This is a genomic window from Thermoflavimicrobium dichotomicum (assembly GCF_900114055.1).
GTDB classification, from domain to species: Bacteria; Bacillota; Bacilli; order Thermoactinomycetales; family Thermoactinomycetaceae; genus Thermoflavimicrobium; species Thermoflavimicrobium dichotomicum.
In genome coordinates this window covers 13,820-36,703 of the sequence record NZ_FORR01000002.1, presented here as the reverse complement: position 1 = coordinate 36,703, position 22,884 = coordinate 13,820, and the positions used below count along the sequence as shown (strand labels likewise).

Annotated in this window: 21 protein-coding genes; 14 read left to right on the top strand and 7 right to left on the bottom strand. The window is 43.5% G+C overall.

Features of this window, described 5'->3' with window-relative positions; all coding sequences use genetic code 11:
* Positions 1–3: 3 nt before the first annotated feature.
* Positions 4–1,452 carry an aminotransferase-like domain-containing protein gene (locus tag BMZ78_RS02610; RefSeq protein ID WP_093227782.1) on the top strand — a complete coding sequence of 483 codons (1,449 nt, stop codon included), beginning with the start codon at positions 4–6 and terminating at the stop codon, positions 1,450–1,452.
* Positions 1,453–1,540: 88 nt separating this feature from the next.
* Complete coding sequence (locus BMZ78_RS02605; RefSeq protein ID WP_093227781.1) at positions 1,541–2,158, top strand: LysE/ArgO family amino acid transporter; 618 nt, start codon at positions 1,541–1,543, stop codon at positions 2,156–2,158.
* Positions 2,159–2,307: 149 nt separating this feature from the next.
* On the opposite strand, the gene BMZ78_RS02600 is transcribed toward BMZ78_RS02605, so the two are convergent.
* Together BMZ78_RS02600 and BMZ78_RS02595 are read right to left on the bottom strand one after the other, a co-directional pair.
* Positions 2,308–3,195, bottom strand: coding sequence for a DUF1002 domain-containing protein (locus BMZ78_RS02600; RefSeq protein WP_093227779.1), 888 nt, complete (start codon positions 3,193–3,195; stop codon positions 2,308–2,310).
* Positions 3,196–3,501: 306 nt separating this feature from the next.
* Entirely contained in the window at positions 3,502–5,046 is a 1,545-nt protein-coding gene (locus tag BMZ78_RS02595) for a fumarate hydratase (protein WP_093227778.1), read from the bottom strand.
* Positions 5,047–5,632: 586 nt separating this feature from the next.
* Between BMZ78_RS02595 and pxpB the strand changes: the two genes are divergently transcribed.
* Genes pxpB through pcp form a run of 6 tightly spaced genes read left to right on the top strand, consistent with a single transcriptional unit; the run spans position 5,633 to position 10,493 of the window.
* Complete coding sequence (gene pxpB / locus BMZ78_RS02590) at positions 5,633–6,361, top strand: 5-oxoprolinase subunit PxpB (protein WP_093227776.1); 729 nt, start codon at positions 5,633–5,635, stop codon at positions 6,359–6,361.
* Entirely contained in the window at positions 6,361–7,368 is a 1,008-nt protein-coding gene (locus BMZ78_RS02585; protein ID WP_093227775.1) for a 5-oxoprolinase subunit C family protein, read from the top strand. The genes pxpB and BMZ78_RS02585 overlap by 1 nt, the downstream gene beginning before the upstream one ends.
* Positions 7,369–8,127 (top strand): LamB/YcsF family protein, encoded by a 759-nt coding sequence (locus tag BMZ78_RS02580; protein ID WP_093227773.1) that lies wholly within the window; start codon positions 7,369–7,371, stop codon positions 8,125–8,127.
* A 26-nt stretch (positions 8,128–8,153) separates the two neighbouring features.
* On the top strand, positions 8,154–8,858 hold the full coding sequence (locus BMZ78_RS02575) for a DUF969 domain-containing protein (protein ID WP_093227772.1): 705 nt from the start codon (positions 8,154–8,156) through the stop codon (positions 8,856–8,858).
* A gap of 6 nt (positions 8,859–8,864) precedes the next feature.
* The gene (locus BMZ78_RS02570; RefSeq protein ID WP_093227771.1) at positions 8,865–9,815 is read left to right on the top strand and encodes a DUF979 domain-containing protein; all 951 of its coding nucleotides are present in this window, start codon (positions 8,865–8,867) and stop codon (positions 9,813–9,815) included.
* A gap of 30 nt (positions 9,816–9,845) precedes the next feature.
* Positions 9,846–10,493: a pyroglutamyl-peptidase I gene (gene pcp, locus BMZ78_RS02565; RefSeq protein ID WP_093228289.1), complete on the top strand. Its 648-nt coding sequence runs from the start codon at positions 9,846–9,848 to the stop codon at positions 10,491–10,493.
* 148 nt (positions 10,494–10,641) lie between these two features.
* On the opposite strand, the gene BMZ78_RS02560 is transcribed toward pcp, so the two are convergent.
* Positions 10,642–10,911, bottom strand: coding sequence for a DNA alkylation repair protein (locus BMZ78_RS02560; RefSeq protein ID WP_093227769.1), 270 nt, complete (start codon positions 10,909–10,911; stop codon positions 10,642–10,644).
* A gap of 128 nt (positions 10,912–11,039) precedes the next feature.
* On the opposite strand from BMZ78_RS02560, the gene BMZ78_RS02555 reads away from it, so the two are divergent.
* Positions 11,040–12,551 (top strand): hypothetical protein, encoded by a 1,512-nt coding sequence (locus BMZ78_RS02555; protein WP_093227768.1) that lies wholly within the window; start codon positions 11,040–11,042, stop codon positions 12,549–12,551.
* A gap of 188 nt (positions 12,552–12,739) precedes the next feature.
* On the opposite strand, the gene BMZ78_RS02550 is transcribed toward BMZ78_RS02555, so the two are convergent.
* Positions 12,740–13,507: a hypothetical protein gene (locus BMZ78_RS02550; protein ID WP_093227766.1), complete on the bottom strand. Its 768-nt coding sequence runs from the start codon at positions 13,505–13,507 to the stop codon at positions 12,740–12,742.
* Between the two features lie 282 nt (positions 13,508–13,789).
* The gene (locus BMZ78_RS02540) at positions 13,790–15,352 is read right to left on the bottom strand and encodes an alkaline phosphatase family protein (protein ID WP_093227763.1); all 1,563 of its coding nucleotides are present in this window, start codon (positions 15,350–15,352) and stop codon (positions 13,790–13,792) included.
* Between the two features lie 133 nt (positions 15,353–15,485).
* Here BMZ78_RS02540 and BMZ78_RS02535 point away from each other — a divergent pair, with 133 nt between their 5' ends.
* Positions 15,486–16,682, top strand: a complete 1,197-nt coding sequence (locus BMZ78_RS02535; protein ID WP_093227762.1) for a M24 family metallopeptidase — start codon at positions 15,486–15,488, stop codon at positions 16,680–16,682.
* A 137-nt stretch (positions 16,683–16,819) separates the two neighbouring features.
* The gene (locus BMZ78_RS02530) at positions 16,820–17,860 is read left to right on the top strand and encodes an MFS transporter (RefSeq protein ID WP_175482249.1); all 1,041 of its coding nucleotides are present in this window, start codon (positions 16,820–16,822) and stop codon (positions 17,858–17,860) included.
* 382 nt (positions 17,861–18,242) lie between these two features.
* Here BMZ78_RS02530 and BMZ78_RS02525 read toward each other — a convergent pair whose 3' ends face one another.
* On the bottom strand, positions 18,243–18,767 hold the full coding sequence (locus BMZ78_RS02525) for a class I SAM-dependent methyltransferase (RefSeq protein WP_175482248.1): 525 nt from the start codon (positions 18,765–18,767) through the stop codon (positions 18,243–18,245).
* A gap of 202 nt (positions 18,768–18,969) precedes the next feature.
* A complete protein-coding gene (locus tag BMZ78_RS02520) occupies positions 18,970–19,860 on the bottom strand; it encodes a GNAT family N-acetyltransferase (protein WP_093227757.1) in 891 nt (296 codons plus the stop codon).
* A gap of 418 nt (positions 19,861–20,278) precedes the next feature.
* Here BMZ78_RS02520 and BMZ78_RS02515 point away from each other — a divergent pair, with 418 nt between their 5' ends.
* The 3 genes from BMZ78_RS02515 (at position 20,279) to BMZ78_RS02505 (ending at position 22,870) form a co-directional block, all read left to right on the top strand.
* A complete protein-coding gene (locus BMZ78_RS02515; RefSeq protein WP_425263904.1) occupies positions 20,279–20,497 on the top strand; it encodes a helix-turn-helix domain-containing protein in 219 nt (72 codons plus the stop codon).
* A 174-nt stretch (positions 20,498–20,671) separates the two neighbouring features.
* Positions 20,672–21,343, top strand: coding sequence for a GntR family transcriptional regulator (locus BMZ78_RS02510; protein WP_093227756.1), 672 nt, complete (start codon positions 20,672–20,674; stop codon positions 21,341–21,343).
* Between the two features lie 243 nt (positions 21,344–21,586).
* The gene (locus BMZ78_RS02505) at positions 21,587–22,870 is read left to right on the top strand and encodes an MFS transporter (protein ID WP_425263907.1); all 1,284 of its coding nucleotides are present in this window, start codon (positions 21,587–21,589) and stop codon (positions 22,868–22,870) included.
* Positions 22,871–22,884 lie beyond the last annotated feature (14 nt).

Genomic DNA, 22,884 nt, shown 5'->3' with positions numbered 1-22,884 from the left:
ACCATGTTTCAATCCGATTGGAAACCCAATAAGCGTTCATCCATACCCGTATATATGCAAATCAAAGAGTATATTCGTCGAAAAATTGAACATGGAGAGTGGACGGTAGGCAGTCGTATTCCAACACAGCGTGAATTGGCGAAGGCATTTGGAGTGAATCGAAGTACGGTTGTTACGGCGATTGATGAGCTGGTAGCCGAAGGATTGCTAGAAGGAAAGGGAAGAAAAGGAACCTTTGTCATTAATAATTCCTGGTCTTTACTTTCCTCTAGACGTCCTCCGAATTGGCATTCCTATGTACAAGCCGGTTTATATCGCCCCAATCAATGGACAATCCAACAGATCAACCGGCTGGAATTTCAAAGGGAGATCATTCGATTAGGGACAGGTGAACTGACACCTGAACTCTTTCCAAAGCGAAGGATGGAACGGATACTCCAGCAACTCATGAGAAGGATGGATTCTTGGGGTTACGAAGAACCAAAAGGGTTACTGTTTTTACGCGAGCAAATTAGCCAATATCTCCGCTCCTTTGGCATTGTTGCTTCTCCCCATTCGATATTGATAGTTTCCGGTGCTTTACAGGCTTTACAGTTAATTTCCCTGGGCTTGTTAAAACATGGATCCACTCTTTTAGTCGAAAGGCCCTCTTATCTCCATTCTCTTCATCTATTTCAATCGCTTCAGATGAAATTGCGAAGCTTGCCAATGGATGAAGAAGGCGTGATCGTGAAAGGATTACCTGAGCTAAAGCGAAACGACCATGCGACTCTCTTATATACCATTCCTTCCTTTCACAATCCAACCGGGATCCTGATGTCATCTGAACGGCGGCGAGATTTACTCGAAGTGTGTGAAAAGATTCAACTTCCGCTGGTTGAAGATGACGTTTATCGTGAGCTGTGGTTAGATGAGTCGGCACCCCCACCCATCAAAGCGAATGATAAGAATGGATTGGTTCTTTATTTGGGTAGCATGTCCAAAATATTAAGCCCTGGATTGCGTATTGGTTGGGTCGTCGGGCCTGAAGCTGTGATTGAACGTTTGGCAGATATCAAGATGCAGGTAGACTATGGCTCAAGTTCACTGTCTCAGTGGGTGGTGGCGAAGTGGCTGGAAAGCGGTGAACATATACCCTATACCGAAGAAGTACGGTCCGAATTAAGGAAGAGAAGGGAGATCGCATTGGAAATATTGGAGAAGGAATTTTCTGATTTGGGAATCTGGAATCAACCGAAGGGAGGATTTTATATTTGGTTGCGTTTATTTTCCGATATCTCAATGAAGAAATTGTTTGAGGAGGCATTGCGGCAGAACATTCTTCTCAATCCTGGTTATCTTTACGATCCTTTTGAGAGTAACACTTTGCGTATATCGTATGGTTACGCCTCCTTAACGGAATTGATCACAGGATTACGTCGCCTGGCTATTTTGATCAGAAAAGCATGTTAATTTTGGTTGGTTGGTTTTCCAACCATTTGGTTGGAGACTTTTATGGGTTTCCCGATTAAGATGATAGATAAAAAAAGGGAGGAACCCAATGCATTCTTTTATCCATGGATTTTTATTAGCTTTTGGATTGATTTTACCTTTAGGAGTTCAAAATGTATTTATTTTTAATCAAGGGGTATTGCAAAAACAATTTCGCTATGTTCTTCCAGCGGTTATTACGGCATCTCTTTGTGATACGATTCTGATTTTGTTCGCCGTTTTTGGCGTATCTGCCATGGTTTTCACTTCCATTTGGCTAAAAACCGGTTTATTGGTGATAGGCATTATTTTTTTACTTTATATGGGTTGGAGTACATGGACAGCCGATCCTGTAAACGGGAACCATGAGAAAGGGGAGATTTTTTCACCTAAAAAGCAAATGGTGTTTGCTGCTTCGGTATCCCTCTTGAATCCTCATGCGATCATGGATACCATCGGTGTCATTGGTACAAGTGCGCTTCATTATCAAGGAATGGAAAAGACGGTGTTTACTTGCGCTACCATTCTCGTATCATGGTTATGGTTCTTTGGACTGGCCTTTGCAGGGAGGATCGTGGGGAAGATCAACCAATCGGGGAAAGTTTCCCGTCTGATCAACAAGGTTTCTGCTCTCATCATTTGGGGAGCAGCGCTTTACCTCATGAAATTAACCATCGGGGAAATGTGATCCCATTCCAAGGTGGTTTTATCGAATGAGCACCACAAACAAAGGGGCTCCTTTTTCAGTTGAGAAACGGAAAAAGAGCCCCGGAACCAAAAAGGAGACTGGGTCAACAGGTGATCCCTAGTAACCTCTTCTTTAAGAGTTTTGTGTACTTATTTACTGGAGAAGAAATCCCCGATGGAGTTGAAAAGATCTTCGAACCACTGAATGATGGAGTCAATAATGCCTTGAGCTTCCTTGGATTGAAGGACATTACTGATCTCTCCACGCAGCTTGGATAATTGGTCGGAAAGCTGATCAAAGTCGATATTTAAGTTCGCAAAGTTTTGGGCATAAACGACTAACTGGTTGATCGTTTCATTGTTCAGGTTAATGTTGAACTCGTTAGAGATGTTAATAATGATGTTCTTGAATTCTTCTGCTGTCTGTGGCTGTTGTTTGGCGATTTCCTCTTTCAGGCGCTTGATAAATTGGGCGGCTTTATTACCGTCACCGATTTCCTTGGCCAGATCCGCCGTACGTACGATTTCTTCACTGGCTACCTGCTTTTTATTTTCATCAATCTTTTGTCCGGTTGCTTGCTCGAAGGCTTTGATGATCCCAGTGAGCCCTGCTGTTCCCGATACAGGGAAAGGTGCTGTGACGTAGATATCCGCATCCTTGATGCCAGCTGTAATCGCAGCATTGGCATACATACTTTCAGTTACAGTGGTGATGTTTTTGGTTTCAACCAAAATCCCTTCCTCTTTTTTGTTAAGAGAGATTTTGGCGGAAGAAATGGCCTTTGTCCCAATCGTCTGTTTATCTAAGTATTTGCCGAGATATTGATGTTCTTCCTGATTGGTTACGTCAATGACCTGTACTTTGCTGGGATCTACGTTCATTTCTTTCAGGATCGCATCTCTTTGTTGTTGTGTCAGATCTTTACCCAGTGTCACAACAGTTTCGGCTTGATCTGCAAAAGCAGAGCCAGGAAGCAGAAACGCAAGAGCCATGATCAGCGAGAGTGCGATCATGCTCAGCTTTTTCCATTGTTTCATGATGAAACCCCCTTGGATTGAGTTCGTGAAAGTTATATGGTTGTTGCCCGAAGATCCATATGGCGAATCGTTCATTGTATTCTGGAAGTATTCACCATCACCCGCATGGAAAAGAGCAACAACCAAATCCTATCACAGTATATACCCCTTTTTCATTGTATCTTTTCTACTAATTTCTGTGAATAGGTAGAAAGATGGAACCTGGTACTAATTACTGGACGGATCGTTTTGCATTTATAAAAAAGCCAAAAGCACTTCCGGCTTTATGCCAGACAAGCGCTTTTGGCTGGGAATCCGTTTTTTCCATTACTTGAATACGGGTTCCTTGAACTGGGCCAATTTCTCCAGTGAAGTTTTATCCACATCAGCATGCAAACTGTTGCCGTGAGCATCCATGGTAACAATGGCGGCAAACCCTTTCACCCGAAGGTGCCACATGGCTTCCGGTATACCGAACTCGAGGAAGTCGACGCCTTCTACTTTGGTAATACAATCAGCATAGTATTGGGCTGCTCCTCCGATGGCATTGAGATAAACCGCTCCATGTTCTTTTAATGCCTGGAGTGTTTTGGCTCCCATTCCACCTTTACCGATCACTGCCCGAATGCCAAACTTCTTGATAATATCAGCCTGGTAAGGTTCTTCCCGAATACTGGTCGTAGGACCCGCTGCTTTTACATGCCAGTTGCCATCTTGATCCTTGAGCATGACAGGACCACAGTGATAAATGACACCATTGGTCAAATCAACAGGTGCATCATGATCGATCAGATATTTGTGCAAAGCATCCCGACCGGTATAGATGAGCCCGTTCAAGATCACAACGTCGCCCACTTTTAGCTGACGGATTTGCTCTTCTGTAATCGGGGTATTGAGTACAATTTCACGGGCTCCTTCTTTTTTCACTTCAACGGCAGCAGGCGATTTCGCTTTTTTGTTCTCTTCCTTTTCTGGAACCTCTTTATATAGCCAATCGATAATTTCCCCACTGTTTGCATCAATATGGACACCTTGCCGGCGGAACGCCCAGCAGTTATAAGCTACAGAGACAAAGAAGCTGGCGGGAATCCGGTTGATGGCACCGATTTTGCAGCCAAGCAAGGTGACATTTCCACCAAAGCCCATGGTTCCAATGCTTAGCTGATTGGCTGCTTCCATGATGTATTCTTCCAATTTGGCCAGTTGCGGATTGGGATTGGTATCCCATACTGGGCGGAATAACTGCATTTTAGCCAATTCGTATCCAGTGGTACGATCCCCACCAATACCGACACCGATAAATCCAGCACTGCAGCCTTGACCTTGTGCCTGGTATACCGCATGCAGGATGCATTTACGGATTCCATCAAGATCTCGACCTGCCCGGCCTAATCCTTCCAACTCACAGGGGAGGCTATATTGAATGTTTTTGTTTTCGCAGCCGCCCCCTTTTAGGATGAGGCGTACTTCGATGTAATCCTTTTCCCATTGGTGATAATGAATGACAGGGAGACCAGGGCCCAGGTTATCCCCACTATTTTCTCCAGTCAGGGAATCAACTGAGTTGGGACGCAGTTTTCCCTGTTTGGTTGCCTCTCTGATGGCTTCGCGAATTTGTTTGGTCATTTCGATTTGGTTGGCGCCAACAGGGGTATAGATGATAAAAGTAGGCATGCCTGTATCTTGGCAAATCGGGGAAACATTTTCTTCAGCCATGCGAATGTTATCGGTTATGGTCGATAGTGCCAGGCTTGCTCGTGTACCGGCATCTTCTTTTTCTTTGGCTTCACGAATCGCTTGCCGTACATCTGGTGGCAGATTGGTCGATGTTTCAGTGATCAATTTCAGCATGGATTCTTTAAAAGCTTTCATATTTGGCTCTCCTCTTCTACTTAAATGCTCTCACTTCATATTATTATACTAAAAAAAGTGAAAAGGATAGAATAATAGAGTATGGCAGGAAGTTGGCCCAAGAAGTGGTTCCTGTTTTTGATCCGATGAGTGTTTATCATGCTTTCCGGTACAATCATATTCTTCCCATTCCCATTCAGGATTTGACGATCAATGACTGTGATTGTTGGATTTTTCCATGCCAGTCTTTTGTGTAGCCATTTTTCCTCATTTGATTATTTATTTAGGCAAGCTGGTTCTTTTTCCATTTATTGCCCTATTTTAAAAATGAAAAGAAAATACAGCTTGTTGATAAAGTATCCGTTATATGCCGGTTTTCCTTTTCCGTTTCACTCCCGTTGCTTTAATACGAGCAAGAAGTCGTTCAACTGGAAAAGGAAAACCGGGTTTGTCAACAGTCTCAAAATAATTCTATATAAAGTTAATTTTTTAGGGAATTCCGGTTCTTTACCCTGTAATTTGTATAATTTTATTTCTAACTCCTTTCCTAATATATAACATTCTGTATAATAAAGGATAAAATAGGCGAAAGGAGGGAGAAGAAAAAATGCTGGTTCAAAAAAACAGTCCTTTTTCCCATAAGCTTTTTCCTTTGGGAGATCGTGCTGTAACCATTGAGTTAGGACAGCAGATCAATGAAGAAGTTCATCTGCGTGTGAAAAAATTGCATGATGAACTGGAAAAACATCCTTTTCCCGGCATGAAGGAAATGACCCTTGCTTTTACGACTCTAACGGTCTATTATGACCCGCTGAAAGTATGGGAAGAGAAAAAGGAATCTCCTTATCAACAGGTCTGTTCATACCTGGAACAAGCCATACAGCATCTCGACGATTCGGCCTCATCCACATCACGCCTGGTAGAAATTCCGGTTTGTTATGGTGGAGAGTTTGGGCCTGATTTGGAAGAAGTGGCCAAATTCCATGGTTTGACACCCGAAGAAGTGATTCGCATTCATACAGAAACAGACTATTTGGTTTACATGATTGGATTTGCACCTGGTTTTCCTTACCTGGGCGGGATGTCTCCTAAAATTGCCACTCCACGTCGTTCCTCACCACGTCTTTCCATTCCGGCAGGTTCAGTGGGGATTGCTGGTTCACAAACCGGTGTGTATCCGATTTCAACTCCGGGAGGGTGGCAAATTATCGGTCGCACTCCGCTTTTGTTATTCCATGTCGATCGAAACCCTCCCAGCTTACTGCAGGCAGGAGATCGGGTACGTTTCCGAGCGATGGGTGAAGAAGAATTTTATTCTTGGAGAGAAGGAGTATAATGGGAATTCATGTTATTCAACCTGGACTCTTGACGACCATTCAAGATGGCGGACGGTTTGGATTTCAAAAGTTTGGTGTGGTAGTTGGGGGAGCGATGGATTCATTCGCCTATCGAATCGCCAATCTGTTGGTAGGAAACAGGGAAACTGAAGCGGCTTTGGAAATCACCTTGATGGGGCCAACACTAGCCTTTCAGGAAGACGTTGTGATTGCGATCTGTGGTGGAGATTTATCTCCCAGTATCAATCATCAACCCATTCCCAATTGGCGTCCCATTTATGTGAAAAAAGGAAGTATTCTACGCTTTGGACCTTGTGTGTCTGGCTGTCGGGCTTACCTGGCAGTAGCTGGCGGCATTGACGTTACTCCTGTATTGGGAAGTTACAGTACTTATTTACGTGGACAGTTTGGCGGATTTCATGGGCGAGCGCTGAAACGGGATGATGTCTTGCCACTGAAGTCACAACCGATTTGTAATCGGGTGAAACGTTTTTCGATCAAAAAAGATCAGCCTTTTGTTTTGGCCGATTTTTTTGTAAGCCCTGACATTCTTCCACGTTATCAAAAAGATCCGGTCATTCGTTTTCTTCCTGGCAAAGAATATGATTTATTTACGCCAGAAGCCCATGAGATATTTGAGCGTTCATTTTTCCAGGTGACCCCTCAGTCTGATCGCATGGGCTATCGTTTGGAAGGACCTGTCTTATCGCTAAAACAGTCAGTCGAAATGATTTCGGAAGCGGTTACGTTTGGAACCGTTCAGGTTCCAGCGGATGGCAAGCCCATTGTCTTGATGGCAGATCGTCAAACGACAGGGGGGTATCCGAAATTGGCACAGGTTATTACCGTTGATTTACCCGTTCTCGCTCAAGTCAAGCCAGGTGAAAAAATCACCTTTTCTCAAGTGACTATATCTGAAGCAGAAAGGCTTTATTTGGAGCAAGAATCCAATATCCGTTTATTGCAAGCTCGAATCCAACTGTATTGGAGCCAGGGAGGGATATAGATGTATGCGGTTGACTTGAATAGTGATTTGGGGGAAAGCTTTGGTGCTTATCGGATGGGAAACGATGAAGCGATATTGGAGATTGTTACCTCTGCCAATATTGCTTGTGGTTTTCATGCCGGAGACCCCACGACGATGCGCAGGACCGTGCGTTTAGCGATGGAAAAAAACACAGCGATAGGAGCCCATCCGGGATTGCCAGATTTGGTCGGATTTGGACGCCGTCATATGGCCATTACCCCTCAGGAAGCATATGACCTGGTGGTCTACCAAGTGGGAGCGTTAATGGCCTTCGTCAAAGCCGAAGGAGGCCAAATGCAACATGTCAAGCCGCATGGTGCTTTATATAACATGGCGGCATCTGATGCTGGTTTGGCTGAAGCGATTGCACAGGCCGTTTACGATGTGGATTCTACTTTAATCCTGTTTGGCTTATCCGGCAGTGAATTGATTAAAGCCGGGAAAAAAGTGGGACTTCAAACGGCAAGTGAGGTCTTTGCAGATCGCACTTATCAGGAGGATGGTACATTAACGCCCCGTCGTTCTTCCAAGGCGTTGATCCACGATGCAGAACAGGCGGCACAACAAGTGATTCGCATGGTGAAAGAAGGAAAAGTTCGTGCTGTAACAGGAAAGGATATTCCACTTCAGGCGGATACGATTTGCATTCATGGTGATGGCCCAAAAGCGCTCGAAATGGCTCAACAAATTTACCAGCGTTTAAAGGAAGAAGGAATTTCTGTCCAATCGATGAGATAAAAATCACAGATGAATTGGGGGATAAGATGTTTACTTTAATTGGAATTCTGATCGTCATTATCGGATTTGCTTTGCGATTTAATCCTCTCCTCGTTGTAACTGTAGCTGGAGTGGTCACTGGCATTGCGGCAGGATTATCTGTGGAAAAAATCCTGACAACATTCGGAGAAGCGTTTGTCAAAAACCGCACCTTGTCGATTGTGTTTTTGACACTCCCGATTATTGGCATTTTGGAACGTCATGGCCTGAAAGAACAAGCCCAAAAACTCATCAGTAAAATCAAAACAGCAACAACAGGCCGTCTCCTTGTCATTTATTTGTTTATTCGTGAACTGACAGCGGCGCTCGGTTTGACTTCAATGTTTGGGCATGCTCAAACCGTCCGGCCTCTGGTAGCTCCCATGGCGGAAGGGGCGTCACAAAATAAATATGGAAAATTGCCACAATCATTGCGGGACAAGATTAAATCATATTCAGCAGCGACAGATAATGTGGGACTGTTTTTTGGAGAAGATATTTTCATTGCCTTTGGTGCGGTTCTCTTAATGGTAGGATTTTTTGCACAGCATGGGATGCAGATAGAACCACTACATATTGCGATATGGGGAATTCCCACAGCAATTGCCGCATTTATCATTCATGCGACACGTCTTTTTGTATTGGATCGGCAAATCCAGCGCGAGATGGAAAATAAATCGGCTCCAGAAAATGAAGTGACGGGGAAGGAATGATGATCGATGATAAAGGTGCAATATATTTACATCCTGTTTGGGCTATTGATGGCATATGTGACGTTTCTTTCTTTTCGTGATCGATCCAATCCAAAAAGGTGGCTGACAGGAGCCTTTTGGGGATTATTTGCGCTCATATATTTATTGGGTGATGTCATTCCTCCGATGTATGCAGGAATCATGGTTATATTAATGTCCCTTATCGCAGGTTTGGGTGGTGTGCGTGCTGGAAAACATCAGGAAAGCAGTATAGAGGAACGGGAGAGTCGCCTCAAACGGTTGGGCAATAAAATATTCATTCCGGCGATCAGTATTCCGCTTGTCACCGTTATTTTTGTGCTATTTATAAAAGATATGAAAATAAATGGTCAAGTGCTATTGGATGAAAAGAATGCAACATTGGTCAGTTTGGGTATCGCTTGCGTCATTGCCCTGATTTTGTCTGTGGTCATGTTAAAAGATAAATGGACACAGCCATTCAAGGAATCCCGCCGGTTGTTTGATGCGATTAGCTGGGCGGCTGTGTTGCCCCAAATGCTGGCAACTTTGGGTGGATTATTTGCGGTAGCAGGTGTAGGTGGTGTAATTGCGAAACTGTTGAGCTCTGTCATTCCCGTTGATAATCGCTTTGTGGTGGTCCTTGTTTATGCCGTGGGAATGGCTCTCTTTACCATGATTATGGGCAATGCATTTGCTGCGTTCCCTGTATTGACTGCAGGCATTGGTTTGCCGCTCATTGTGATCAAACATGGTGGAGATCCAGCCATCATGGCAGCGATTGGCATGTTTTCAGGCTATTGTGGTACATTATTGACTCCCATGGCAGCCAACTTCAATATCGTTCCTGCGGCCCTGCTTGATTTGCAGGATCAACATGCCGTGATCAAAGCACAGGCTCCCACTGCCATTTTGTTGTTAATCGTAAACGTGTTTTTAATGTACTTCCTGGTTTTTTAAATGGATCAAGCGAAAAAGGAAGGATTTGTAATGAAAAAAGTATTATTGACCGGATTTGACCCATTTGGAGGAGAAAAGATCAATCCATCCTGGGAAGTTGTCAAACAGTTTCAGTACATCTCGATTGAAGATGCCAATGTCTATGTCGAGCAAATTCCGACCGTATTTCGTCGATCCATCGAAGTACTGGCAGAAAAAATGGAAGAGATCAAACCAGATATTGTTGTTTGTGTGGGACAGGCAGGAGGCAGAACGGGCATTTCAGTAGAGCGGGTTGCGATTAATATTGATGATGCCCGCATACCTGATAATGAAGGAAATCAACCCATTGATGTCCCCATCGTTCCGGATGGGCCAGTGGCTTATTGGTCAACGCTACCCATCAAAGCGATGGTGGAAAATATTCGATCAGCTGGGATTCCGGCCAGTGTTTCCCATACAGCTGGTACGTTTGTCTGTAATCATCTTTTCTATGGTTTGGCCCATCTGATCGCAACCGAATATCCGTATGTTCGGGGTGGATTTATCCATATTCCTTATTTGCCTGAACAAGTTGCACATCGTCCTGATCAACCGAGCATGAGTCTGGAAACGATTGCGAAAGGACTGCAGATTGCTATTCAGACTTGTATGGAGAGAGAAGAAGATATCCAAATCACTGGGGGACAAATCTGCTAAATCATCTAGATGAATCCGGTTTTCCTTTTCCAGTTGAGCGAAAGTGAAACGGAAAAGGAAAACCGGTATATAATGGGAACTATGTCAACAAGCAGTATGATACATTGGTTTGACAACTGGAGAATGTGTTTGGCAAAGGGGTTCCTTTTCATCCATGTTGCTGTCTTTGTGCATTTCGAATAAATAGCTCCTCGGCTTCAATCATTCCACAAACCCCACACTGTACCCGATAGTTTTCGCCACGATAGGTGTATTGAAGAGGATCGTTTTCATTTATATATTCCATAATTTCACCTGTATGGGGATCTTTTTTGACTGCTTGTACCACTTGCTTGATCAGATTGAAGCGACTGCGGTTGGTTCCGCATGCCGGACATAGATAGGGAACAGAAAGATCCACTGGACCATACCTCCTCATTGAAAGTTACTCCTCTTAAGATAACCTGTTCCTTATTTCAAACATGTATACGATAATTTTAAACAGGAATTTGTCTAAAAATAGAGAAGAAAACTAATCATCCAGAAAGAACAAGAGGAGGCTGCAATGTGGAAGCCACAACTTTATATCTAACCGAATACGTTTCGCTTTATCACGAATGGTCAACTGCATATGACGCTTATCTGTCAGCCAGAAATATTAAAAAAGAAAAAGAGTGGATGGAAAAAACCAGGCAGTTCTATCGCTGGTTAGCGGATTCGAAACGGTTTGCCCAGCTGGCTGAGAGTGATTCTGAGGAGCTTCGGGCTTTATATATTCGAATGGCCTGTTTTCAGATAAATTCAGAAGAACTGGAAGAGCTCTTGAATTTGGAGGCTCAGCTCCTTCGCATGTATCTGGCAGCTCAAGAGAAAAATCAAACAATCAGGCAGCAATTAATGGGTGAAACCAATACATATCAGCGAAAGGCATGGTGGAAGGAAAGCAAGGAAGCAGGGGAGGCCATTGCTCCGATTTTACTTCGTTTGAAGGCATTAAGAAATCAGACCGTAGCCAGGCAAGGTTTTGACCACTATTCTGCATGGAGTTTAGCTTATCTGGGATTGAAAGAGGAAGAAGTCGCATTATATTTGCAACAATTGAAACAGGTAACCGATCCGCACTATTCCAACTTGAAAAGTGAACTGGACAAACAATTGGGGAAACAGTTTGATCTTCGGCCAGAAGGTATTCGCTTTTGGCACTTGGATGACCTGCTGGGTTACTCAGCCCCTCCCACTTATGTGGATCATTCCTTATATCGCTTTTTGCAGGAAGATCATATCATTCCCTTGCTTCAGAAAACGATCCAGCACTTTCGGCTGACAGGTACAAAAGAAAAAATGGTTCATTTCCATCCTTTCGAGCAGAGGATTTCAGGAGCTGAAGAATGTGTCGTGTTGGGGCAGAAGGAGTCAACCCCTGAATCATTGGGACGCCTCCTTTATGATATCGGGCGCAATTATGTATATGCACAACTGCAACCATTGTCGCTGATGGGTAAAATAAGGGATTTACCCATTCATCATGCATGGGGCATTTGCCTGGAACAACTTGTCTATCAACGGCATTGGCTCAAGGAAGTGGCTCAGGTTTCAGATGAGGATTTGGAACCAGTAACCGATGAGGCATTGTTAAAACAGGCCCAGTTCGCCCATTTGATGAAACTGCGTTATCACTTGGCGGTGGCAACCTTTGAACGTGATTTTTACAGTCAGGAAGACCAGGATTGGCACCAGCACTGGTGGGATCTTGTAGAAATGATGCAGTTTATTCCACGTCCTGAGACCTATCGGGGAGCAGATTGGGCTGTCAGTGCCTGGATCGGTTTGGAACCGAATCCCTCCCTGGAATATTTAAGTGGAATTTTGCTAGCGATGCAATTGCGTGAGCAGGCTGAGCAACAACCATTGTTTGCTCCAGTCACGATGCAAACAATCGAAAAAGTAACTCCTCTGATTTCGCAAATGTATTACCCTTCCTTTCAAAAGGAAGAGATGGAAACGATATTATTGCGCCACTGGCCAAAGCCTGAGCCTAAGCCGGCACCCAAGCCACGGCACGCGCCAGCCAAATCATGATCCATAGCAGCTATGGGATCTGGATAGGGATTTTGAGAAAAAGGTGATCTGTTTTCTAAAAGCGGAGGGATGGGTTCCTTCCTCCGTGACAACTTCTGTATCATCATAGTCACTCCGTAAGGAACCCATCCCGAAGCGCGGGAGAAATGTATCCATATTTTCAGGATATCCTTAACCTGGGAATACTCCTAGGTTTTTTCTTCATGATCAGAATTCAGAGGTTCATGGTTTGCGATGGACTTCAGCGCTTCAAATCGTTTGCGAATTCGTTGGAAGTTTTCGCGAATTTGCCCGCGTCCCAAGCCTTGATGAAGCGAAAGTAGCAGATGGTCCAATAAGAGTGGAGACCAGGGCAATTCCATCGAAACTTGTGTGAAAGTATGGGCCGCAATTTCCCGTGTGCGATAAATCGATCTTTTCAATGAAATAGGTCCCCATTGCTTTATTTTTATTTTGGGCAAATGGAGATCCGTTCGTCCGTATTTTTTCTCCTCTAAATAATGAAACCATTCGTGATATAAATGCAAAGCAATCAGTTCTTCGACACCAATGGATTCTTTACACCGTTGGTGAAAAAATTGTTGCAGTTGATTAATGGATGAGCGATACACTTCAATGGTCGATGACTGTTGGTGATATTGGGCACGAATCCATTCGCTGGAGGGGTGCTTATCCAGAAAGCGAACGCGCACCCCCTCTTGCAGCAAAAGATTGCACAGTTCCTTTAATTCGTGATAAGGAGGATATTTACTCGCCACTTCTTTTCCATACTCTATCGCTTCTTGAATAAACTTAAAAATTTGTTCCGGAGGGATAAAAGAATAAAATTCATCCTGTTCCAATTCAAGAAAGGCAAGGGTTTCAGGAGATAAATAGGGCCAGATTTTCCAAAAAGTCAAGGAATTCAACTTTTTCTTGAGATGATCACGTGGATAAATAGGCTGAATTGGTTTCATGGTCTCTCCTCATTTCTGTATATAAAGGGGTAATCATTTAGAAGGTATGAATTTATATGCTTGGCCCATGACAGAAAAAAACAGGCATATAACTATATCTGTGAAGATGTTTACGAGCAAAACATAAGAGGGATGAAAAAGGTGTTCTGTTTTCTAAAAAGCGGAGGGATGGGTTCCTTACGGAGTGACTGTGATGATACAGAAGTTGTCACGGAGGAAGGAACCCATCCTGGAGCGCGGGAGAAATGTATCCATATTTTCAGGGTATTGCTCAACATATAACTACGCCTGTTTGATCTGTTGCAAGATCCATTCTTTCAAGTCAATCTGACGAAGACATTCCGGTTTTTCCTTAGGGCCACAAACAATCATGGGTACCAGGGAATCGGCAGCATGAAGAGAACCATGGCATGCTCCTTTGTGTTTGGGAGAGCTTTCGGCAATCATTTCGTAACCGGGTAAAACCGTCAATACAATGACATCATCAGCTGCTTCCATTACGCCGTTTAAACGAGCGAGGACATCTGGATAATCTCCATACTCAATCCGTTTTTGGCCAGAAACACGGATGTCCAGCAGTGCTGGATCACCTCGAAGGGTCCAACTTTGTTGATAAATATCCTCATGGTCTCCTCCGGCTCGGTAGGATAAACGCCCATTCTGCTGTCCGCTTTCGACGTGGATCCAGCTATCCTCTTTCCAGGCAATGATATCCAGTCGTTTTTCCTGTTTGAGGGTATGAACGAGTTCTTGTTTGGTGATCTGTCGATCCATGATATACACATAAGCCATGCGCTCATTTACACACAAGACCAATTGGTCTTCGGGTAAAGGTTGAGATCTTTTCAGTGGCATGATGGTATAACGCTGGAGAAGTTGACGAAGATCGACATACATTTGACTGCGATCCGATGTCATCGCTGTTTGTCCACTGTCACCGATGATAATCCAGGTGACTTGTTTCAACGCTTCTTCCCAGGAAGGAAAAGCATCCAGAATTTTAGCCAGTTCTTTGTCTACCTTACGAATGCCTTTCGTGGTAGAGGGGCCTTTGCGATGCACAATTTCGTCATTATCGGACAAATAAGCAAAAGTAAAAACAGGTAACCGCTGGTTTTTGATCAGGGATACCAATTCCATTCGGGCAAATCGGCTATTGAATCCACAGCGTAAAATCAGCTGATCATAGTAGGAATCTGGATCGATTTTGGCCAGAGAGCCATAGGAAAAGATAGCTGGGCCTTGTGTTGGAATCTTGAATGGCAAGATTCCAGACAGAGTCGCCAATAAAGGCGGTCTCAAGATGTGTTTTGTTTTTCCCCGATAGATCAAACCATTGATCGAAGCAGTGGGTTCGTCCAACTCTTCATGAATGGTTTTGACCTCTTTGCTTAGAAAGTGCTGGTTTAAATGTTCCAAACTATCCTTGAATACACGTTTCAGACCAAAAGCAAACGATTCGCGCGGACCTGTACCAAAATTGACCATGCGCTTTCTTTTTTGGTGAAAATAAGATAAACCAAAGATTTGATGCTGATTGGGAAAGGCGCCTGTTAACAAGGTAGAGTCAATACAGACGGACATCGTTGGAAAAGAGGTAACCATTTTGGGAGAATAATGTCCGTTTTCCAGCAAAAATTGAAGGGCTGGAGCTTGGCCTGAACGAATCGCCTTTTGCAGTGGTTGATCCATGAGTGAGTCGATAATAATCATGATGATTGGACGATGCTGTGGTTTCAGTGGAGGAATGGTTGGAAGTTGTGCGTATTTTCTTTTGTTTAAATGATAGAGAATGGTACTTCCCAATACAATGATCCAGATAAGGAAAAACAAAATGTTGTACATGATCAAGACCTCATTGCGTTTTTATCTAGGCTAACACGAGTCGGCTTCTTTTATGCACATGAAAGGATTTATCCTTTTTGAAAGAGAAAGTATTGATAGATTGATAACAAATGGAGAAAGGAATGACAGGGGAATGCATCCATTGCCCAAAATACCCAAAGAAGAAATAGAATCACGGCTTGGCCGTTTTCAGGATTTTTTGCAACAGGCAGGTATTGACGGAGCATTGATTACACAAAATATCGATCTTTATTATTTAACAGGCACGATGCAAAATGGTGTATTATTTGTTCCGAGTAGTGGAGAACCTTGTCTTTATGTAAAAAAGAGCGTAGAACGGGCCAAATTTGAAGCATCTGTTGCTGTTGAAGAAATGGGACGTTTCAAAGAATTGGGTGAGAAATTAAAGGCACGTTTCAGGAATGGAAAGCGTTTGGGGATCGAAATGGATGTATTGCCTTATGGTTTGGCCATGCGTTATCTTCGTTTCTTCCCAGAAGCGGAACCTGTAGATATTTCCTTTTCCTTGCGTCAGCAACGAGCTGTGAAATCTTCCTATGAAATCGAGCAGTTAAAAGAAGCAGCGAAGATGGTCCACCAGGTCATTGAATCTTTGCCGAAAATGATTCGTCCAGGTGTGAGTGAATTGGAACTGGCAGCCAACATCGAATACCAACTTCGCAAGATGGGGAATTATGGGCTTTATCGAATGCGAGCTTATAATCAGGAATTGGTGTTGGGAATGGTTGCCTCAGGGGCGGCAGCGGCAACGCCTACCTATTTTGATGGACCAGCTGGGGGACTGGGTCTGTCCACAGCGCATCCCCAGGGAGCGAGCCGGAAGATTCTTGCAGTGGGTGAGCCGATTCTTGTCGATATCAGTTCGGTATGGGAAGGGTATATCGTTGACCAAACAAGACTGGTTGTTATTGGTGACTTGGAAAAAGATCTGGAACAGGCCTATCAAGTGGCCCGTCAGATCCTGAAAGAGGTTGAGCAAATGGGAAAACCAGGCGTTGCATGGCAGGATCTCTACTTACGTGCCTGTGAGATGGTGAAAGAAGAGGGGTTGGAAAAGCATTTCATGGGATATTGCGCTGATCAGGCACGTTTCTTGGGACATGGAGTGGGCCTGGAGCTGGATGAACTGCCTGTTTTGGCGAAAGGATTTGATCAACCATTGGAAGAAGGAATGGTGATTGCGATCGAACCGAAGTTCACTTTCCCTCAGCGTGGAGTGGTCGGGATCGAAAACACTTATCTTGTGACGAAAAACGGCCTGGAAGCGATTACATTTGCTTCAGAAGAGATCATTCGCTTGGATTTGTAATTTGTCAAAGAATTATAAACAAGCTTATAATGTTTCAATGTGAGTAGGTAGGGCTTTCCGGACAAATCCCTGCCTTTTTCTTATATATTGAAATGAAAATGAGTAGAGCTTGGAAATCACATAGAGGAGGGAATGGATTGGGCAAACCATATATACACAAGCTAAGCAAAGGCTTCTCATTTAAGCCGCAGACGTGGATGTCCATGCAGTTTTTTGCTTTTTTCTTTACATGGGGCATATATATTCCTTATTGGGTGCCTTGGCTTACAAGTCGAGGTTTTTCTATTGCCGATGCCAGCATGCTCTTTTCCATCGGCTTGGTTGCGCGTGCTTTTTCGACGATGTTTATATTCCCAAGATTATGTAAGCATTTGTTATTACCAGATTTGGCCAAATGGATCGCCTGTTTGTCCGTGATATTTGCCAGTTTTTTTATTATTCCTTTTGAAGAGTTTTATATCGCGTTGATTTTTATGATCTTATTTAATCTCATTTACCCCATTCATCTGGCATTGAATGAATCGTTTGCCAATGCATTCATGAAAAAAGGAAAGCTTGATTACGGAAAAAGCAGATCCTGGGGATCCATTGGTTACGTTGTTGCCGTCCTAATCATCGGATGGGCCATCTCCAGGATCGGTGATCAAGCTGTGATTGATGTCATGGTCGTAGGCTGCCTGTTACTGCTTCTCGGCACCTTTATTGGCATTCCCGAAGAGGCAAAAGTCAGGAATGACTCTGTTCGCTTGTCTTTGCTGTCCTTGTTCAAACTGCCAGGATTTGCTTTATGTTTTTTCATTTGTTTTCTTACGCAAGGAGCTCATGCCGCCTACTATAACTATGGCGTTCTCTATTTGAAGGACTTGGGAATCGGCGATACATGGATTTCTCTCCTGTTGGCCTTGCAAATCCCGGTTGAAATTTTGTTCTTTTATATCTCTGATCGACTACTCGGTCGGATGCCTGTTTACAAAATGTTGGGGATTTCCATTATTTTTTCCATTGTCCGATGGTCGTTCGTGTTTTTCTTTCAGGATCTATTTATTTTCATCTTCACACAGCTGTTACATGCCATTACGTTTGCCCTCACGCACTATGCTTTTGTCAGGTTTACCATGAACAGGTTCCGAATGAGTATATTCCATCTGCTTTTGGCAGTTATTCGGCCCTTGTCATGAGCCTGAGTGTGGGCATGTTGGGTGCAGTTGGCGGCTGGTTGTCCCAGTATTCGATCCGTCTTCCATTCCTGGGAATGGCTTTGATCTGTATCCCCTGTTTGCTTTTGTGTTACCTGTTCATGAAAAGAGAGGAAAGATTGAAGTTTAATAAACACGTTTATCATGATCCAGGAGTGAAACGGAAAAGGAAAACCGTCATATAACGAATACATTGAATGAGATCCGTACAGTATCCGGTACGGATCGTCTTTTTGGGTATCGAATTTTTCAAAATGCATAAGGAGACAAAACCGGGCATATAGTGGAAACTTTGCCACGAATGAAAAGTGGCTGGTTAAAAACTGTAGAGAAGATGGAAGAATAAAGAGGGTCCGTACCAAAATTACTGGATACGGACCGCTTTTTTTGGACAGGCACAAAAAAAGAGTTCATTGTACAAAAAGCATTTGCGAAACTTTTTGAGTATATTACAATCATAATTTTGCTCTTGGAAGAGAGAGAGATAATGGTTTTCTGCGCGAATGTAATTGCCTTTATCAAACCATTGCATGAAACGATTGCTGAAGGGACGAGCCGCTTCTAAATAAGGTTCCATCACAATAATGGTTCCAGTTGGCTTTAGAACGCGCTCAAACTCGCGGAAGTAATCAGTCAATTCTTCAGAAGAAATATGGTGTAAAACGGCAATGATCAAAATGTAATCAATGCTCTGGTTCTCGACAGGTAACTGATGCCCTTCCAGAGGGAGAAAGTTGTATCCCGGATACAACCTTTTGGCATAACGAATCCGCCTGGCATCAGGATCGACCCCAATATAGTTTTCAGGAGAAAAAATCGAACAGTTGGCTCCTGTTCCTGAACCAAAATCGAGAATACGTCGTCCATCAAAATGAAAGTGATGGTTCAAATGATCATGAATATATTTTTTGGTCAAACGTTTGGGACGAATGAACCAATGATACAGTTGCGGCGGAATGGAGTATATAATAGGGATTTCACCTTCTTCTCAGTAGAATGATAAATTTAATTTGCACAGTTAGGCAAAAAAAATGCATTTCTTTTTAATATGCTGGATAAGCAATCATGTGACTGGTTTTAAAAACCTCCCACTACAATAAACGCTCCATCCAAACCTGCCCCATTTCTCTTTGGAATCCCCATTCTTGAAGAACTTCCAGTACATCGGCATCTGTGGTCAGATTAAAGGTTGAGCAGGAGAAAGGCTTTAGTGGATATTGACTATATATATGGAAGTTAAATACCTGAGACAATAAATACCTGATGAGTTGCTTTTTATCAGGTACATCTGGGGCAATCTCACATTGGTAGAGAATCGTTCGGACCCTCTTTCCATTCTCATCTGTAACTTCTTTAAACAGTGCATACCCGATCGGTTGATTTTGCCCATTCCAAACAATGACAGACTCCGCTTCAGGCAGACTGTCTAATTGTGTTTGCCATGGTGTCCATTTGTTCCACAATGGAAGTCGAGCGATCTCTTTACCCAGTCCCTTTTGAATCCGGTAAGGAAGATCCACAGGAGCATAATGGTTCAGATGGGTTTGTGAAAGCGAATAAAAATGAAGGGTATCTTTAATCACATAACCCATCTTTTGATAAAGGGCGATCGCTGCCTGATTGGTTTCAATGGCTTCCAATGTAGCGATATCCACTTGCTGTTCTCGATATATTTCCAAACATTTTTCGATCAGCATTTTACCGATCCCTTGGCCACGGAATGCTTTTGCAACCCCAGTTCCACCATTCCACGCTACCTTTTTTCCTTCAATCTGACGGAACCCATTCAACACAATGCCGACAGGTTGTTCCCCATAAAAGGCAACCAATGAATATTCAGGAGATAATTCTTCTTTGGCCAAACGAGCGATAAACCTTTTTTCATCAAAATGGACATTTACAATATACCCTTCAAAGCATAGGTTCCAAATGTGAACAGCCTCTTTCCAGGTGCAGTCACTTAAAGATCGATAGGTAATCATTATGATGTTCTCCTCTGGCTGAAAATTTTTTAATGAATCCTGAGTAACAAGTTTATTGTAATGTTATGTTAATTTTTTGACAATGAATAATAACGAACTTGCGAAAGAATTAATTCTCCCTCGTCGACTTACCTATTCATTTCAAGGCTTATAGAAACAGGATAATGATGGGAATATAGCCCGGTTTGTTTCAAGGGCTTCTCATGTAGAATCCAAGCAATTTTCTATCCCAACGAATAAAAATAGCGGAACCCAAACCAACGCAAGAACATAAAATGGATATGGAATCGACCTAGAACATGAGAGCCTAAATTGTTTTGAATGTTTCACCCGATGACGCGATGTTTCATACAATAAGTTGACTGAATCCCTGACCCACCATGTTCTAAGTGCTCAAGCAAGGAAGGGTGGCAGTATTTTGAGTAATCAGAAGGGAAAGCCTTTGTTGACGAATCGGGAGAGGGAAGTTTTTGAGTTGTTGGTTCAGGACAAAACCACGAAGGAAATAGCCAAACAGCTGTTTATTAGTGAAAAAACGGTCCGTAATCATATTTCCAATGTGATCCAGAAGCTGAACGTCAAGGGAAGATCGCAAGCAGTGGTGGAGCTGGTGAGAATGGGCGAGTTGAAAATATAGTGTGCACGTGTGCCCTGCCGGTAGTTTGAAAAGATGGCAGGGGTTTTTTATGTGGTTCTTTCGATTCGCCGCATTCATTCATCCCGTCCAACAATATAAGTAGTAGATTCTGAAAAAAAAGACTACCATACAAGTATGGTAGTATGGTAGAATGGTGGATGAGGAGGATCAGTGATGAAAAGTAAACGAAACCTGATGTCAACGAGAGATTATATTTATGAATCGTTAAAAGATGAGATTATGAGTTTTCGTCTTGTACCGGGGCAAAGTATTTCCGAGAAAGAAATCTCCGATCAGTTCAATGTGAGTCGTACGCCAGTGAGGGAAGCGTTTTTACGTTTGTCACAAGAAGGGCTGTTGGATATCTATCCGCAGAAAGGAACCGTGGTTTCTCTCATTGATTTGGCTCTGATGGAAGAAGCGAGATTTATGCGTGAACATTTGGAGAAGGCGGTTGTGAGGGAGGCTTGCAAAGACTTTCCTCGCGAGAAATTGTTGGATTTGGAAAACAATCTCAAGATGCAGGCGATCTGTATGGAAGAGAAAGATTATGAAAAGCTGTTTCACTTGGATGAAACATTTCATGAAACGATTTTTGCCGGTTGCAACAAAAGCGGTATATGGGAGGCAATGCAGCCGTTAAATCTGCATTTCAAGAGAAGCCGGCTGTTGCGTTTGGCCACCGATCTGAACTGGGATGTAATCTATACGCAACACGTTAAAATGATGGAGGCGATCAGGGACAAGCAGCCGGAAGTGGCTGAGAAAGTGATGCAAGAACATTTGACATTGGCCATTTTTGAAAAAGAAAAATTGAAGCAGATGTATCCCAATTATTTCAAATAAGAGGCTGCAGACTGGAAAGGTGGGATGTTCAGGCGGAAAAGCTGGGACATTCATTGGTATGAAGAGGATTTTTCGAAAAAATGAAAGCGCATTCATTGTAGCGATTATCAATACAAATGAGAGGCTGGTTTGAAAGCGGTTACTTGCTGAAAAGACCATTGTTTGGTTGGGATCTCTGGCTCATGGGACACTGAGGGGATAAATCGTAACCGTAAATCTGGTGCAATAAAGGGGGAAGGGCGGATCATGAAAAATTACAGAAAAAATATTGTGTTGATGCTGTTTTTGGCAGGCGTGATCAATTATATGGACCGTGCGGCACTATCTGTTGCGGCTCCGATAATCAGCAAGGAATTTCAGCTGGATGCAGCGGAAATGGGCATTATTTTCAGTATCTTCTTCGTTGGTTATGCTTTGTTCAATTTTATAGGCGGATATCTGGCAGATTTGTATGGGCCGAGAAAAGTTTTCGCTTATGCCATGGGATTTTGGTCTGTTTTCTGCGGAGCGACTGCACTCGCATGGAACTTTGCATCGCTCCTGGTCACGCGGATCCTGTTTGGCGTCGGAGAGGGACCCATCGGTTCTGGCGTAAACAAAACGATCAATAACTGGTTCCCGACAAAAGAGAGAGCACGCGCAGTGGGGATTTCGTTTGCGGGAACTCCTTTGGGCGGAGCAATAGCCAGTCCGATCGTAGGGTTTGTTGCACTGCAATTTGGCTGGAGAATCGCATTTATTGTGCTCACGGTCATCGGATTTGTCTGGATCGCTTTTTGGTTAAAAGTCGTGCGAGACCATCCGCATCAGCATCCGAAGGTGTCCAAAGAAGAAGTGGCGCTGATCGAAGGAGATCAAACGGATTTAAAAGACCAGTCTGAGGCTCGCCCGTTGGGGTATTATCTGTTGCAACCGACTGTCCTGTTTACAGCACTTTCATTTTTCGCATATAACTATATTCTCTACTTTTTCTTGACCTGGTTCCCGAGTTATCTCACTACAGCCAAAAATTTGAGTATTTCCGAAATGAGTGTCGCAACCATCATTCCATGGTTTATTGGTTCTGTTGGATTGGTTAGTGGCGGATGGTTGACAGACTTCATCTATAAAAAAACAGGCAAGTTGCTATTTTCACGTAAATTGGTCCTGGTAGGTGGTTTGCTGGGAGCAGCAGTGACTGTCGGTTTGACTGGCATGGCCCAAACAGCTGTAAGTGCAGTCGTTTTGATGTCCCTGGGGATCTGCTTCCTGTATCTGACAGGTTCAACCTATTGGGCAATTATTCAGGATAATGTGAACAGCAAAAGCGTCGGCGGCGTTAGTGGATTCGTTCATTTGCTTGCGAATATCTCTGGTATTATCGCGCCATTTATCACCGGATACATGGTAAAGATCACCGGACAGTTCACAGGTGCATTCATGCTGGCAGGTGCGTTGGGAATCGTTGCTTCGATCGCTGTGGTATTGTTTGTGAAACCGCTTAAACCGTCGATGGACTCCAAAGTGCGAGCAAATTCCTCTACTTGATGGGAACAGGGTGA